General features: G+C 66.0%; 14 protein-coding genes and 1 pseudogene. 10 read left to right on the top strand and 5 right to left on the bottom strand.

Annotation, left to right across the window (positions count from 1 at the left end; genetic code table 11):
• Window positions 1-43 precede the first annotated feature (43 nt).
• Genes GTP41_RS23075 through GTP41_RS23040 form a run of 8 tightly spaced genes read left to right on the top strand, consistent with a single transcriptional unit; the run spans window position 44 to window position 8519 of the window.
• The gene (locus GTP41_RS23075) at window positions 44-1663 is read left to right on the top strand and encodes an AMP-binding protein (RefSeq protein WP_161027940.1); all 1620 of its coding nucleotides are present in this window, start codon (window positions 44-46) and stop codon (window positions 1661-1663) included.
• An 8-nt stretch (window positions 1664-1671) separates the two neighbouring features.
• Window positions 1672-4056 carry a bifunctional salicylyl-CoA 5-hydroxylase/oxidoreductase gene (locus tag GTP41_RS23070; protein WP_161027939.1) on the top strand — a complete coding sequence of 795 codons (2385 nt, stop codon included), beginning with the start codon at window positions 1672-1674 and terminating at the stop codon, window positions 4054-4056.
• 2 nt (window positions 4057-4058) lie between these two features.
• Entirely contained in the window at window positions 4059-4826 is a 768-nt protein-coding gene (locus GTP41_RS23065) for an SDR family NAD(P)-dependent oxidoreductase (RefSeq protein WP_161027938.1), read from the top strand.
• Between the two features lie 13 nt (window positions 4827-4839).
• Window positions 4840-5325 (top strand): MarR family winged helix-turn-helix transcriptional regulator, encoded by a 486-nt coding sequence (locus tag GTP41_RS23060; RefSeq protein WP_161027937.1) that lies wholly within the window; start codon window positions 4840-4842, stop codon window positions 5323-5325.
• Window positions 5322-6176: an enoyl-CoA hydratase family protein gene (locus GTP41_RS23055; RefSeq protein ID WP_161027936.1), complete on the top strand. Its 855-nt coding sequence runs from the start codon at window positions 5322-5324 to the stop codon at window positions 6174-6176. The genes GTP41_RS23060 and GTP41_RS23055 overlap by 4 nt, the downstream gene beginning before the upstream one ends.
• A gap of 1 nt (window position 6177) precedes the next feature.
• A complete protein-coding gene (locus GTP41_RS23050) occupies window positions 6178-7353 on the top strand; it encodes an acyl-CoA dehydrogenase family protein (protein WP_161027935.1) in 1176 nt (391 codons plus the stop codon).
• 9 nt (window positions 7354-7362) lie between these two features.
• Window positions 7363-7755: a RidA family protein gene (locus GTP41_RS23045; protein ID WP_161027934.1), complete on the top strand. Its 393-nt coding sequence runs from the start codon at window positions 7363-7365 to the stop codon at window positions 7753-7755.
• A 41-nt stretch (window positions 7756-7796) separates the two neighbouring features.
• A complete protein-coding gene (locus GTP41_RS23040) occupies window positions 7797-8519 on the top strand; it encodes a PEP_CTERM-anchored TLD domain-containing protein (RefSeq protein ID WP_161027933.1) in 723 nt (240 codons plus the stop codon).
• Here the strand turns inward: GTP41_RS23040 and GTP41_RS23035 are convergent.
• Window positions 8470-8967 carry a SixA phosphatase family protein gene (locus GTP41_RS23035; protein WP_161027932.1) on the bottom strand — a complete coding sequence of 166 codons (498 nt, stop codon included), beginning with the start codon at window positions 8965-8967 and terminating at the stop codon, window positions 8470-8472. The two genes, GTP41_RS23040 and GTP41_RS23035, sit on opposite strands and share 50 nt — an antisense overlap.
• Window positions 8968-9154: 187 nt before the next feature.
• Between GTP41_RS23035 and GTP41_RS23030 the strand changes: the two genes are divergently transcribed.
• Complete coding sequence (locus GTP41_RS23030) at window positions 9155-10828, top strand: sodium:solute symporter family transporter (protein ID WP_161027931.1); 1674 nt, start codon at window positions 9155-9157, stop codon at window positions 10826-10828.
• Here GTP41_RS23030 and GTP41_RS23025 read toward each other — a convergent pair.
• The 4 genes from GTP41_RS23025 to dgoD all read right to left on the bottom strand — a co-directional run bounded on the left by GTP41_RS23025 (window position 10804) and on the right by dgoD (window position 14525).
• A complete protein-coding gene (locus GTP41_RS23025) occupies window positions 10804-11415 on the bottom strand; it encodes a 2-dehydro-3-deoxy-6-phosphogalactonate aldolase (RefSeq protein WP_161027930.1) in 612 nt (203 codons plus the stop codon). The genes GTP41_RS23030 and GTP41_RS23025 overlap by 25 nt on opposite strands.
• Before the next feature lie 8 nt (window positions 11416-11423).
• Entirely contained in the window at window positions 11424-12299 is an 876-nt protein-coding gene (locus tag GTP41_RS23020; protein ID WP_161027929.1) for a 2-dehydro-3-deoxygalactonokinase, read from the bottom strand.
• A gap of 57 nt (window positions 12300-12356) precedes the next feature.
• Entirely contained in the window at window positions 12357-13301 is a 945-nt protein-coding gene (locus tag GTP41_RS23015) for a LysR substrate-binding domain-containing protein (RefSeq protein WP_161027928.1), read from the bottom strand.
• Window positions 13302-13376: 75 nt separating this feature from the next.
• Window positions 13377-14525 carry a galactonate dehydratase gene (gene dgoD / locus GTP41_RS23010; protein WP_161027927.1) on the bottom strand — a complete coding sequence of 383 codons (1149 nt, stop codon included), beginning with the start codon at window positions 14523-14525 and terminating at the stop codon, window positions 13377-13379.
• Between the two features lie 35 nt (window positions 14526-14560).
• Here dgoD and GTP41_RS27500 point away from each other — a divergent pair.
• Window positions 14561-15415 (top strand): annotated as a pseudogene (locus GTP41_RS27500) (SMP-30/gluconolactonase/LRE family protein); the annotation flags it as partial.
• Window positions 15416-15438: the final 23 nt, after the last annotated feature.

Here is a 15438-nt window from a genome sequence, read left to right as displayed (position 1 = left end):
AAACAAGCAGGCTGCCTTCAACCGAACCTTACCCAGGGCGATCATGAACAGACTCACTGCAGCAGAACCGAGCGCGCATCTCGACCAGTTCGCGCGCCAGCACCTCCCGCCTGCCGACCAGTGGCCGGAGCTGGTTTTCGACCTCCCCGAACTGCACTACCCCGCGCGCCTGAACTGCGTGGCCGAGCTCCTGGACCAGGCCGTCGCCGCCGGCAGGGGCGAACGCCTGGCGGTGCGCGGCGACAGCATCAGCTGGACCTACGCCGAGCTGCAGCAGCAGGTGAACCGCATCGTCAACGTGCTGCGCGGCCCCATGGGCCTGGTGCCCGGCAACCGCGTGCTGCTGCGCGGCGCCAACCACCCGATGATGGCCGCCGCCGTGCTGGCGGTGCTGAAAGCGGGCCTGATCGCCGTCCCAACCATGCCGCTGCTGCGCGCGCGCGAACTGGGCGTGATCATGGACAAGGCGCAGGTGCAGGCCGTGCTGTGCGCCCACGCCCTGCGCGAGGAAATGGAAGCCGCCCCCAACCGCCCCGAACGCACCCTCTGGTTCAACGTGGCCGAGGCGGGCGCGCTGGACGCCCTGATGGCCGCCCAGCCCGACCACGCCGAGGCCTGCGATACCGCAGCCGACGATATCTGCCTGATCAGCTTCACCTCCGGCACCACCGGCGTCCCGAAAGGCACCATGCACTTCCACCGCGACGTGCTGGCCATCTGCGACTGCTTCCCGCGCCACACGCTGCGCTCGGCGGCGGACGACCTGTTCATCGGCACACCGCCGCTGGCCTTCACCTTCGGCCTGGGCGGCCTGCTGCTGTTTCCCCTGCGCGTGGGCGCCGCCGCCGTGCTGCTGGAAAAGCTGACACCCGAATCGCTGCTGCAAGCGATAGAAAAGTACCGCGCCACCATCTGCTTCACCGCGCCCACCTTCTACCGCCAGATGGCTGGCCTGGCCGGTAAATACGATCTCTCCAGCCTGAAAAAAACCGTCTCCGCCGGCGAAGCGCTGCCGGTGGCAACCCGTGAAGCCTGGCAGCAGGCCACCGGCCTGCGCATGATCGACGGCATCGGCGCCACCGAAATGCTGCACATCTTCATCGCCGCCGCGGGCGACGAGATCCGCCCCGGCGCCACCGGCAAACCGGTGCCCGGCTACCGCGCCTGCGTGCTGGACAGCCGCGGCCAGCCGGTCGGTCCCGGCATCGTCGGCCGGCTGGCGGTCAAAGGCCCGACCGGCTGCCGCTACATGGCCGACCCGCGCCAGCGCGACTATGTGCTGAACGGCTGGAACCTGACCGGCGACGCCTACGAGATGGACGCCGACGGCTACTTCATCTACCGCTCGCGCACCGACGACATGATCATTTCCGCCGGCTACAACATCGCCGGCCCGGAAGTGGAAGACGCGCTGCTGCGCCACCCCGCCGTGGCCGAATGCGGCGTGGTCGGCAAGCCGGACGAAGAGCGCGGCCAGGTGGTGGAAGCCCATATCGTCCTGAAGCCCGGCTTCGAGCCGTCTCCTGAACTGACAAGCCAGTTGCAGGACTTTGTCAAAGAGCAGATCGCGCCGTACAAATACCCGCGCGCCATCCGCTTCCTGTCGTCGCTGCCGCGCACCGAAACCGGCAAGCTGCAACGCTTCAAACTCCGTAGCACCTAGGGATACGCATGAATATCGTTTGTATCGGCGGCGGCCCGGCCGGCCTGTATTTCGCCCTGCTGATGAAAAAGCAGGACCCATCGCACCGCATCATCGTCGTCGAGCGCAACCGGCCCTACGACACCTTCGGCTGGGGCGTGGTGTTCTCCGACCAGACCCTGGGCAACCTGGTGGCGGCCGACGAGAAGACGGCGCGCGAGATCCTGCAAGCCTTCAACCACTGGGACGATATCGACGTCTTCTTCAAGGGACAGAAGGTCACCTCCGGCGGCCACGGTTTCTGCGGCATCGGACGCAAACGCCTGCTGAACATCCTGCAGCAGCGCTGCGAGGATCTCGGCGTGGAACTGGTGTTCGAGACGGACGTGCAGGACGACCAGGACCTGGCCGCGCGCTACAAGGCCGACCTGGTGATCGCCTCCGACGGCCTGAATTCGCGCGTGCGCGCGCGCTACGAAGGCACTTTCCAGCCCATGATCGAAGCGCGCCAGTGCCGTTTCGTCTGGCTCGGCACGAAGAAGAAATTCGACGCCTTCACCTTCGACTTCAAGCAAACGCAGCACGGCTGGTTCCAGGCCCACATCTACCAGTACGACGGCGACACCTCCACCTTCATCATCGAAACGCCGGAATCGGTGTGGCGCGCCGCCGGGCTGGAAGACATGTCGCAGGAGCAGGCGTTGGCCTGGTGCGAGCAATTGTTCGCCGACCGGCTGGACGGCCACAAGCTGATGTCCAACGCCTCCCACCTGCGCGGCTCCAACGTGTGGATCAAGTTCCCGCGCATCGTCTGCCAGAAATGGGTGCACTGGAACGGCGCCACCCCGGTGGTGCTGATGGGCGACGCCGCCCACACCGCCCATTTCTCGATCGGCTCCGGCACCAAGCTGGCGCTGGAAGACGCCATCGAGCTGGCGCGCTGTTTCGGCCAGCACGGCGCCGACCCGCGTGCCGCACTGGCCGCCTATGAGGAAGTGCGCGCCGTGGAGGTGCTGAAGATCCAGAGCGCCGCGCGCAATTCGATGGAGTGGTTCGAGAACGTGCAGCGCTACAGCGCCATGGAAGCGCCGCAGTTCGCCTACTCGATGCTGACCCGCAGCCAGCGCCTGTCGCACGAAAACCTGCGCCTGCGCGACAAGGATTACGTAGCCGGCTTTGAACGCTGGCTGGCCGCACGCGCATTCAGCCAGGCCGGCCTGGCGCCGCCGGTCGCCGCCCAGGGCCGCTCCATACCGCCCATGTTCACGCCCTACAAGGTGCGCGACCTGGTGCTTAAGAACCGTATCGTGGTCTCGCCGATGGCGCAGTACAGCGCGGTCGATGGCTGCGTCGGCGACTGGCACCTGGCCCACCTCGGCGCGCGCGCCATGGGCGGCGCGGCGCTGGTCATGGCCGAAATGACCTGCGTCTCGGCCGACGCCCGCATCACCCCGCATTGCCCCGGCCTGTACGCTCCTGCCCACACCATGGCCTGGAAACGCATCGTCGATTTCATCCACGCCGCCAGCGACGCGAAAATCGGCTTGCAGCTCGGCCACGCCGGCGCCAAAGGCTCCACGCGCGCCATGTGGGACGGCATCGACCAGCCGCTCGACAAAGGCAACTGGCCTTTGGTGGCGGCCTCGCAGCAGCAATACCTGGCCGGCGTCTCGCAAGTCGCCCGCACTGCCACCACCGACGACATGCGCCGCATAGAAGCCGACTTCGTGCGCGCCACGCTGGCGGCGCAGGAGGCGGGCTTCGACTGGCTGGAGCTGCACTGCGCCCACGGCTACCTGCTGTCCTCCTTCATCTCGCCGCTGACCAATGAGCGCGGCGACGAATACGGCGGCTCGCTGGAGAACCGCTGCCGCTTCCCGCTGCGCGTGTTCGCCGCCATGCGCGCCGCGTGGCCGGCGCATAAGCCGATGAGCGTGCGCATCTCCGCCCACGACTGGGTGGAAGGCGGCATCACGCCGGACGACGCGGTGCAGATCGCGCGCCTGTTCAAGCAGGCCGGCGCCGACATGATCGACTGCTCCTCGGGCCAGGTCAGCAAGCTGGAAAAGCCGGTCTTCGGCCGCATGTTCCAGACCCCGTTCGCCGACCGCGTGCGCAACGAAGCCGGCATTCCGACCATGGCGGTCGGCTCGATCTTTGAAGCGGACCACGCCAACGGCATCATCGCCGCCGGCCGTGCCGACCTGTGCGCGGTGGGCCGCCCGCACCTTGCCAATCCGGCATGGGCGCTGGCGGAAGCGGCAAAGCTGGGCTACACGCCGGTGAGCTGGCCCAAACAGTACCTGCCGGGCAAGCAGCAGCTGGAGCGCAACCTGGAGCGCGAGCGCCAGATGGCCGCCGCCAGCGCCGGCTTGTCGCCGCAGCAGGTTGCGGCCAAACTGCTGGAGGGTTAAGCATGCAACACGCATTCATTACGGGCGGCGGGCGCGGCATCGGCCTGGCCTGCGCCCGGACGCTGCTGGCGCAGGGCATCAACGTCACCATCGCCGGGCGCGATCTGGAAACGCTGGAAGGCGCCGCGGCGGCGCTGGCGGAGGAAACCGGGAAAGCGGGTGTGGCGATTTGCGTGCTGGACGTGACCGACGAAGCTGGCGTGCACCAGGCCATCGCGGAAGCGGCGCAACTGCTTGGACCCATCACGATCCTGCTCAACAATGCGGGACAGGCCCGCCCGGCGCCATTCGCGAAAACCACGGCGGCCCATTGGCAGCAAATGCTGGACGTGAACCTGACCGGCGCCTTCCACTGCACGCAAGCAGTGTTGCCGCAAATGCTGGACGCGGGCTGGGGGCGCATCATCAATATCGCCTCCACCGCCGGCCTGAAAGGCTACAAGTACGTCAGCGCCTACGTCGCCGCCAAGCACGGCCTGGTCGGCCTGACCAAGGCCCTGGCGCTGGAGCTGGCGACCAGGAACATCACCGTCAACGCCGTCTGCCCCGGCTACACCGAAACCGATATCGTGCAAGACGCCATCGCCAACATCATGCAAAAAACCGGCCGCAGCGAAGAGCAGGCGCGCGCCGAACTGGCCGCCGCCAACCCGCAGCAAAAGCTGGTGCAGGTGGAGGAGGTGGCCAACGCCGTTGCCTGGCTGTGCCAGCCGGCATCGGGCGCGATCACCGGCCAATCCATCGCCGTCGCCGGCGGTGAAGTCATGTAAGGAAGCAGGGACCATGCAACTCGACCTGGAAAGCCGCCTGACCAACGACCACCACCAGTCGCTCAAACTGTGGCTGCGCATGCTCTCCTGCACCACCAAGATCGAAGCCGAGATCCGCAGCCGCCTGCGCACCGAGTTCGGCATCACCCTGCCGCGCTTCGACCTGATGGCGCAGCTGGAGCGCCACCCGGAAGGCTTGCGCATGGGCGAACTCTCCAAGCGCATGATGGTCACCGGCGGCAATATCACCGGCATCACCGACCAGCTGGAGCAGGAAAAGCTGGTGGTGCGCGTGCCCGACCCGAAAGACGGCCGCGCCTTCAGCGTCAAGCTCACGGCCGCCGGTCGCAAAGCCTTTAGCGAAATGGCGGAAGTCCACGAGCGCTGGGTGGCCGAACTGCTGCAGGACATTACGCAAGAAGACAAAGGACAGCTGATCGACCTGCTGTCGCAAATGAAGGGCCATCTGTACGCCCGCGAAGAAAAGGAAAAACCATGAAATACCTGCAAGGGGAACCGCAAAACCTGCCCGGCAACCGCGCGCTGCTGGCGACCTATGAGGCCGAACACTTCAAGTTCAGCGTCGCCAACGGCGTCGCCACGCTCACCCTGAACCGCCCCGAGCGCAAGAACCCGCTTACCTTCGACTCCTACGCCGAGCTGCGCGACCTGTTCCGCGCCATGGCCTATGCGGACGACATCAAAGCCATCGTCATCACCGGCGCCGGGGACAATTTCTGCTCCGGCGGCGACGTGCACGAAATCATCGGCCCGTTGACCAAGCTCGATATGCCGGGCCTGCTGGCCTTCACCCGCATGACCGGCGACGTGGTGAAAGCCATGCGCGCCTGCCCGCAGCCGGTGATTGCCGCCATCGACGGCATTTGCGCCGGCGCCGGCTCCATGCTGGCGCTGGGTTCCGACATCCGCCTGGGCACGGAGCGCAGCAAAACCGCCTTCCTGTTCACCCGCGTCGGCCTGGCCGGCTGCGATATGGGCGCCTGCGCCTTGCTGCCGCGCGTGATCGGCCAGGGCCGCGCCGCGGAGCTGCTGTACACCGGCCGCTCCATGGCTGGCGCCGAAGGCGAGCGCTGGGGCTTTTTCAACAGCCTGCACGCGCCGGAGCAGTTGCTGGCCGCCGCGCAAGCCTTGGCGCAAGGCCTGGCGGACGGCCCGACCTTCGCCCACGGCATGACCAAAAAGATGCTGCAGCAGGAGTGGAATATGGGCGTGGACGAAGCCATTGAAGCGGAGGCGCAGGCGCAAGCCATCTGCATGGCGACCAACGACTTCCACCGCGCCTACCACGCCTTTGTGGCGAAACAAAAACCGGTCTTCGAGGGCGATTGATATGGCGGACAAATCCTACCTCGACTGGCCTTTCTTCGCGCCGCGCCACGCGGAGCTGGAGCGGGACCTGGACGCCTGGGCCGCCGCGCACGTGCGCGATGACCACGGCGACGGGCATGCCACCGCCGCCGTGGACGCGCAATGCCGCAAGCTGGTACGCGCCCTGGGCGATGCCGGCTGGCTGCGCCACGCCATTGGCGGCACGGCCTACGGCGGCGCGCTCGACACCATCGACACCCGCGCCATCTGCCTGATCCGCGAAACCTTGGCACGCCACAACGGCCTGGCCGATTTCGCCTTCGCCATGCAGGGCCTGGGTTCCGGCGCCATCAGCCTGTTCGGCAGCGCCGCCAATAAGGAAGCCTACCTGCCGCGCGTGGCCAAAGGCGAAGCGATTGCCGCCTTCGCGCTGTCCGAACCGCAAGCCGGCTCCGACGTCGCCGCCATGCAGTGCGCCGCCGTGCAGGACGGCGACCATTACGTGCTCGATGGCGAAAAGACCTGGATCAGCAACGGCGGCATCGCCAACTTTTACGTGGTCTTCGCCCGCACGGGTGAAGCGCCCGGCGCGCGCGGCATCAGCGCCTTCATCGTCGATCAGGACACGCCCGGTTTCGAGATCGCGGAACGCATCAACGTGATCGCTCCGCACCCGCTGGCGCGCCTGAAATTCAGCAACTGCCGCATTGCCGCCAGCCAGCGCCTGGGTGAAGCAGGGCAGGGCTTCAAGGTCGCCATGGCCACGCTGGACGTGTTCCGCACCTCGGTGGCCGGCGCCTCGCTCGGCTTCGCGCGGCGCGCGCTGGAGGAAGCGCTGGCCCACGCCCAGGGCCGCAAGATGTTCGGCCAGACCCTGGCCGATTTCCAGCTGACGCAAGCCAAGCTGGCGCAGATGGCGACCGGCGTCGACGCCAGCGCCTTGCTGACCTACCGCGCCGCCTGGCAGCGCGACCAGGGCCGGAAGGTGACCAAGGAGGCCGCCATGGCCAAGATGACGGCCACCGAAACGGCGCAGCAGGTGATCGACGCCGCCGTGCAGATGTTCGGCGGCATGGGCGTGGTGAGCGAGCACCCGGTCGAGCGCCTGTACCGCGAAATCCGCGCGCTGCGGATTTACGAAGGCGCCACCGAAGTACAACAATTGATCATTGCGCGCGAACTGCTGCGCGAAGGCTAAGGAGTCACTATGCAAGTCTTGCAACCGCCGGGCTGGGCCCGCCCACGCGGCTATTCCAACGGGATTGCGGCCAGCGGCCGCATGGTGTTTGTCAGCGGCATGATCGGCTGGGATGCCGAGTGCCAGTTCCAGACCGACGATTTTGCCGGCCAGGTACGGCAAGCGCTGCAGAACGTGCTGGCCGTGCTGAAAGAGGCGGGCGGCGGCCCGGAACACATTGCCCGCATGACCTGGTACGTGGTCGATAAGCATGAGTATGTGGGCGCTTACCCGCAGATCGGCGCCATCTACCGTGAACTGATCGGCAAGCACTATCCGGCCATGACGGCGGTGGAGGTGGCGGGCCTGCTGGAGCCGCGCGCCCGGGTCGAAATCGAAGTCACGGCAGTCGTGCCCGCATAATTTTTTTGAAGTGATATAGTCGGCCGTGGAGGTGTCATGCCATGGCCAAGTTCCTCACGCGCCTGCTCGGCGCAATCATTTTGCTAGCCTTGCCTGCGGCATACGGCGCGACGCCGTTGCTGACGGAGGCGGACAAAACCCAGCTGGCGCGATGGCTGGGAAATGGTCCAATCAGGCTGGAGCGCCTGTACAAGAAGCGCGACGGCCAGACGGCGGCCGATTTCCATGCCGCTGTCGATGGCAAGGGCCGTACCTTTACCGTGATGGAGGCGACCACCGAACTGGGCCAAACCTTCAAGGTGGGCGGCTACAATCCGCAAAGCTGGCATTCGCGCGGCAGTTTCAATATCACCACCGAGAACGAGCTGCGCACGGCCTTTCTGTTCAACCTGACCGGGCGCCACATCAGCCGCCAAACCCCGCGCACCTATGCGCTGGACACGGTCGGCTCCTTTCAGACCTGGAACGACGCGCGCGTCGGCCCGGTGTTCGGCGCCGGGCATGACCTGTACGTGCCGTGGGACCTGACCAACGGCGGCTATTCAAGCATGTATTCCTATATCGACCCCGTGCGCAGCAACTTCGACTCCAGCCTGCTCGATGGGCGCGACTATAAATCGCCCAATGTCACGTATGGCGCCATGGAGGTGTGGGCGATCTTCCCGGTGCCCGAGCCGGCCGCGTGGCTGCTGCTGCTGGCCGGCATGGCGGTAATTACGGCTGCGAGCTCAGGACGCGGGTGGCGACTTTGCCGTCGTCGGTGAAGGTGAGCTGGTAGAGGCGGCTGTACTCGTCGTCCGCAATCTCCGCGCCGGGCTCGCCGCCCAGTTGGCGCACCAGGTCCGGCACCGTGTTCGAATGGCCCACCAGCAGCGCGTTGCCGCCAGCGGCGCTGCGCAGCTGCTTTGCAAACTCCGCGTGCTTGCCCGGGTCATAGGTTTGCACCGGCACGCCGAATTGCTGCGCTGTTGGCGTGGCGGTCTGGCGCGTGCGCTGGTAGGCCGTGCTGTAGACCTGCTTGATGCCCGCGTCCTTCAACATGAGCGCAATGCGGTGCGCGCGCTGCTCGCCTGCCGCCGTCAGCGGCGGGTCCTTGCTCTCCGACACGGCCTTCTCGCCGTGCCGGCTCACATAGATATGATAGGTTTCGGCGCAGGCCTGCAGGGGCAGGGCAATGCTGGCCGCGAGCAGCAGGGAGTAGAGGCTTTTCATAGGCCACGATATTGCCACAGCTAGTACAGCCCGGCAATCCGCCGCCTCAGGCCAGGCATTGTCTCTCGCGGCGGATCGCTTGGGCCGTTGCGCTGTTATCTCAGAAATTCATAGCAGGAAGTGCTTTCCGCATAACTGTTGGCAAGTGAATACGTTAATCTCCTGCTATTAAGGAGACAAAGCACCCATGAAAATAACTACGCTTGATACCGTCGTATTCCTTGTCTATTTCGTCGTGGTGGCGGCCTACGGGTTCTGGATTTACCGGCGCAAGAACGCCGGTTCCGGCTCCGCCTCGCGCGACTACTTCCTGGCCGAGGGCTCGCTGACATGGTGGGCCATCGGCGCCTCCCTGATCGCCTCCAACATCTCGGCCGAGCAGTTCATCGGCATGAGCGGCGCCGGCTTCAAGATCGGCATGGCCATCGCCGTGTATGAGCTGATGGCCGCCGCCACCCTGATCGTGGTCGCCATCTTCTTCATGCCGGTCTACCTGAAGAACCACATCTACACCATGCCCCAGTTCCTGGAACGGCGCTACGGCAAGGGCGTGGCAATGACCATGGCCTTGTTCTGGCTTGGCCTGTATATCGTGGTCAACCTGACCTCCATCCTCTACCTCGGCGCGCTGGCGATCAATAGCGTGTCCGGCGTCGGCGTGCTGCCCTGCATGCTGTTCATGGCCTTGTTCGCCACCGTCATCACCCTGGGCGGCATGAAGGTGATCGGCTACACCGACGTGATCCAGGTGGTCTGCCTGATAATCGGCGGCCTGGTCACCACCTGGCTCGCGCTCGACCTGGTGGCTGGCCTGGCCGGCAAGGAGGGCGCCATCGCCGGCGCCGGCGAGCTGCTGGCGCGCGCCAACGGCCACTTCGACATGGTGCTCTCGCGCGACCACCCAAGCTATATGGACCTGCCGGGCCTGAGTATCCTGATCGGCGGCGTGTGGATCGCCAACTTGAACTACTGGGGCTGCAACCAGTACATCACCCAGCGCGCCCTCGGCGCCGACCTGCCGACCGCCCGCAAAGGCCTGCTGTTCGCCGCCTTCCTCAAGCTGCTGATGCCGATCATCGTCGTCCTGCCGGGTATCGCAGCCTATGCGCTGGACCAATCTGGCGCCCTGGGCGGCGCGCTGCGCGAAGGCGGTGAGCTGAATCCCGACCGCGCCTACCCGACCCTGCTGGCATTGCTGCCCTCCGGCCTGAAAGGCATCGCCTTCGCCGCGCTGACCGCCGCCGTGGTTGCCTCGCTGGCCGGCAAGGCAAACAGCATCGCCACCATTTTCACGCTCGACCTGTATCGCGGCCGCATCAACCCGAAGGCCAGCGAAGAACGCATGGTCTGGGTTGGCCGCGTCTCGGTGGTGGTGGCCATGGCGATTGCCGTGTTGATCGCCCCCATGCTGGGCATCGACAAGAAGGGCGGCTTCCAGTACATCCAGGAATACACCGGCTTCGTCTCGCCCGGCATCCTCGCCATGTTCCTGCTTGGCTTCTTCTGGAAGAAAGCCACCAGTGCGGCAGCCATGTTTGCGACGGTGGGCGGCCTGGTGTTCTCGGTCATCCTCAAGTTCCTGCCGCAGATGATGGACCTGTCCTTCCTGGGGCCGATCGGCTGGGCTGCCGACAATGGCAGCGGCGTGTATGAAATCCCCTTCATCGACCGCATGTTCCTGGTGTTCTTCGCAGTCGTGGCAGGCATGGTGATGATCAGCCTCGCCGGCAAACGGGATGGCGCTGCAAAAGCGCTGGTGGTGGAACGCCGCCTGTTCGCGGTGGACCGCGGCTTTGCCGTAGGCTCGGCCGCAGTCTGCGTGCTGCTGGCAGTGATTTACGCGCGCCAGGCGGCCGCGTAAGCGGCGGCGCGCTGCGCCAGCGCGTCCAGTGCGACGCCTGGCGCATACAGCTGGCTGCCAATGCCGGCGCCGGTGGCACCGGCATCCTTCCACGCCGGCAGTTGTTCCGGCGTCACCCCGCCCACAGGCCACAGCGGCGTACCGGCCGGCAGCACGGTGCGCAGCGCCTTTACCCCCGCCACGCCAATCGATTCAGCCGGGAACAGCTTGAGCGCGTGCGCACCCGCATCCAGCGCATCGAAGGCTTCGGTCGGCGTGGCCACGCCAGGCGCGCACAGCATGCCGCGCGCGGCGGCATGGGCGATTACCGCCGGGCGGCAGTTGGGCGAGACGAACAGGCGGCCGCCTGCCGCCGCCACCGCATCGACATCGGCCACGGTCAACATGGTGCCGCCGCCGACTATCGCATCGTCCGGCGCCATCCCGGCCAGCACGCGGATCGACTCCAGCGCGCCGGGTCGGTTCAGCGGCACTTCCAGCAGGCGGAAGCCGGCCTCGAACAGCGCCGCGCCGACCGCCGGCGCATCGCTTGGGGACAAACCGCGCAAGATCGCGACCAGGGGAAGTTCAAACTGGTGTGGATTCATCAAGGCTCTCAATCGAAGAAGCGCGCCAGGGCGGCGCAATAAACGCGATCCGGATCCAGGCTTTCCAGCGTGATCCCGAACTGGGCGGCGGCAACCGCGTAGTGCTGCTGCAGCGCCGGCGAGCAAATGGACGCCACGCTGGACGACATATCCTGCGCCGCCACGAACTCGGTGCCGATCAGCAGTCCGCTCAGGAAAGAGCGGGCATGGGCAGCCGGCATGGCGCCGGACACCACGCGGGCACGGACGCGGAACAAGGCATTGCTCAACGGCGCGCGCAGGCGGGCCGCGTCGATGCCGGCCGTGAAAGCGTCGGCATCCTCCGGCCCGCCCAACAGCGGCGCCAGGGTGCCATGCGCCCCCAGCGTTGCAAACAGCTCGCCAGTCATATAAGTGCGGATCTGCTGAATCGCACCAGCGCGCAGCAGCACCCATTTGCTGTGGGTGCCGGGCAGCACCACCCAGCCGTCGTCCCGGCCCAGCGCCAGGGCGCCAAGCAGCTGGGTTTCCTCGCCGCGCATGACATCGACTTCCGCGCCGCGCTGGCAATAGCCCGGCACGATGAAGCGGTTGGGCGCAGCGCGCAGCAGGCGGCCGGGCAGCTCGTGCAGCGGCACCGAAATATCGAGGTAGGGCACTTCATGCCAGCCCTGCGCGCTGCCCACCATGCCGGAGGCGATCACTGGCGTGTCCAGCGGCAGCGTCATGGCGGCCAGCAGGTGGTCGATGGATTGGGCGAAGTGCGGACGGGCAGCCAGCATGCCCTGGTCGTCGGTATGGCGCGCGCGGCACTCGCCGCTTGGATCAATGAGATAGGCCCGGCGGTTACTGGTTCCCCAGTCGATGCCGAGTACGTGTTTGGGAGCAGAGGCGGACGTATTCATGGAGCCATGCTACGCGCCCACCTGCTGGCCAGCTATGGCAGTTTTTGCGGCCAGCTATCAGTTTTTGGCATAGCAGGCCAGCTCGCGCAGCGTTTCCAGCATGGATTCGGCGCCGGGTGACAGCTTGTGGTTGCGGCGGGTGATGAAGCCATACACGTCCATACGCAGGTGCAGGTCGATCGGCAGGGTGCCCAGCAGGCCGCTGTCCAGGAAAGGCTGCACCAGCTCCACCGCCATCGGCGCCACCATATCACTCCCCATCAGCAGCTGGGTGACCACCGGCAGCGCCATGGTGGAAATGGTCTCCGACGGCTGCTCCAGCGCCTGCGACATGAACAGGGCGGCCAGGCGTTCGCGCACCACGCTGCCCTCCGGCGGCAGGATCCAGGTCTGGCGCGCCAGTTGCGCCAGCGTGACTTCACCGCCGTGCAGCAAAGGGTGGCCTTTGCGCGCCACCAGGCAGTGCGGCTCGTCGGTAATCGGTTCGAAATTGAGTTCGCCCGCAATCGCCGCATCGGTCACGCGGCCGATGACGATATCCAGCTCGCCCGCGCGCAGGCGGTCCAGCAGCTGGCGGCTGCTGTCGACATCGATCGAGACATGCAGCTGCGCGTGGCGCGATTTGAGCAGGGTCACGGCCGGCGGCACCAGGGTGGCGGCCGGCGTCAGGATGGCGCCCACGGCGACCCGGCCGCGCAGGCCGGACTGCAGTTCAATGATTTCCTGGTGGGCTGCATCCATTTCCGCCAGCGCGGCGCCGGCGCGGCGGATCAGGGTTTTGCCGTAAGAAGTGGGTTCGACGCCGCGCGGCAGGCGCTCGAACAGGGGCACGCCCAGGGCATGTTCCAGCTCCCCCAGCAGCTTGGATGCCGCAGGCTGGGTCAGGTTGGCCGCCTGCGCCGCATGCATGATCGAGCCATGGCGGCCAAGTTCCACCAACAGCACCAGGTGCTTGGTTTTCAGGTAGGAGCGGACAAAGCGTTGTGAGCGAGGATCGGACATCTGCGTTCTGACGGCAAGGGCTTCCCCATCATAGTTGAGCAGTACCCGTCCGTCAAACGCCATGCCTTCACTCCTTTACCATTCGGCGATGCTGCCGTCCTCGTGGCGCCAGACCGGGTTGCGCCAGTCCGGCGCGTTGCGGCTTGCCTCGATCACGCGCTCCTCATCGATCTCCACACCCAGGCCCGGCTTGGGCAGCGGCTGGATATAGCCGTTGGTGAGCTTGAAGTCTTCCTTGTTCTTCACGTAGTCCAGTACTTCGCCGCCTTGGTTGTAGTGAATGCCCATGCTCTGCTCCTGCAGCACGGCGTTGTGCGAGACAAAGTCCACCTGCAGGCAGGAAGCCAGCGCCACCGGTCCGAGCGGACAGTGCGGCGCCAGGGCGATGTCATAGGCCTCCGCCATGGCGGCGATCTTCAGGCATTCCGTAATACCGCCGGCATGCGACAGGTCGGGCTGCACGATGGACAGGCCGCCTTGCTGGAACACGTGCTTGAACTCAAAGCGCGAGTACATGCGCTCACCGGCTGCCAGCGGGATGGCCGTGTGGTCGGCCAGCGCGCGGTAGACCTCATATTGCTCCGCCAGTACCGGCTCCTCCACGAACAGCGGGCGGAATGGCTCCAGTTCGCGCAGCAGCACTTTGGCCATGGGCGCGGCCACGCGGCCGTGGAAGTCCAGGCCGAATTCGACCGCATCGCCGAAGGCGCTGCGAATCTCGGCCACGCGCTGCACGGCCTGATCCACCTTGCGCGCGCTGTCGATGATGCCCAGTTCCTCGGTGCCGTTCATCTTGAAGGTGTCAAAGCCCGCCTCGCGCAGGCGGCGCATGCCTTCGATGACATCCGCCGGACGGTCGCCGCCGACCCAGCTATAGGTCTTCATCTTGTCGCGCACCAGGCCGCCAAGCAACTGGTACACAGGCACGCCCAGCACCTTGCCTTTGATGTCCCACAGCGCCTGGTCAATGCCGGCAATCGCGCTCATGAGGATGGCGCCGCCGCGATAGAAACCGGCGCGGTACATCATCTGCCACAGGTCGTTGATGCGGGACGGGTCTTGTCCCACCAGGTACGGCGCGTACTCGTGCACCGCCGCTTCGACAGTGCGCGCCTTGCCTTCGATGACGGGTTCGCCCCAGCCGGTTACGCCTTCGTCGGTCTCGATTTTCAGGAGCATCCACCTTGGAGGGATGCGATAGGTGGTGAGTTTGGTAATCTTCATGCGGCCAGTGTAATGGCGCCATCCATGCGCAAAGCATGAATAAACGCACGCGAGGTATATCAAAGCGATATGCCGCCATGCGGCTTTTCCGGGGCGCGGCTAGAATGAACGTCATGCAAACAGGAGGAAACATGCAGTTACTGGTGGATGGGCGGAATACCTTGGGCGAATGCGTGTTGTGGTGCGACCGTACCCAGCGCGCGCTGTGGACGGATATACAGCGCTCGGTCCTGTACGCCCACACTCCGGCCAGCGGCGAAACCCAAAGCTGGCCGATGCCGGAGCGCCTGTGCTGTTTTGCCCTGACCGACGATGACCAGCGCCTGCTGCTTGGCCTGGCCTCCGGCTTGGCGTTCTTCGACTTCGCCAGCGGTGAGCTGACCCGCATTTGCGAGGTGGCGCCAGAGCAGCCTGGCACGCGCCTTAACGATGGCCGCTGCGACCGCCAGGGGCGCTTCGTGTTCGGCATGTTTAATGAGGCGAGCAATCCGAAAGAGGCGATCGGTTGCTTCTATCGTTTGAATGCCGACCTGTCGCTGGAGCGCCTGCCGCTGCCGCCCGCCGCCATCGCCAACAGCATCTGTTTCAGCCCCGATGGCCGCACCATGTATTTCACCGATTCGCAGGATGGGGCAATCCGCTGCTGCGACTACGATCCATTGACCGGCGCCATCGGCGCGCAGCGTGTCTTCGTCGCTGCCGATGTCGTGGCCGGCGAGCCTGATGGCTCGGTGATCGATGCGCAGGGCGGCCTGTGGAGCGCGCGCTGGGGCGCCAGCAAGGTGGTCCGCTTCACGCCCGACGGGAAAGTGGAGCGCGTGGTCGCGCTGCCCGTTCCCCAGCCAAGCTGCCCGGCCTTCGGTGGCAGCGCGCTCGACACCTTGTTCGTGACCACCGCCCGCAAGGATATGAG

Source organism: Pseudoduganella guangdongensis (genome assembly GCF_009857475.1).
GTDB lineage: Bacteria > Pseudomonadota > Gammaproteobacteria > Burkholderiales > Burkholderiaceae_D > Rugamonas > Rugamonas guangdongensis.
This window is presented reverse-complemented; position numbering and strand designations above follow the sequence as displayed.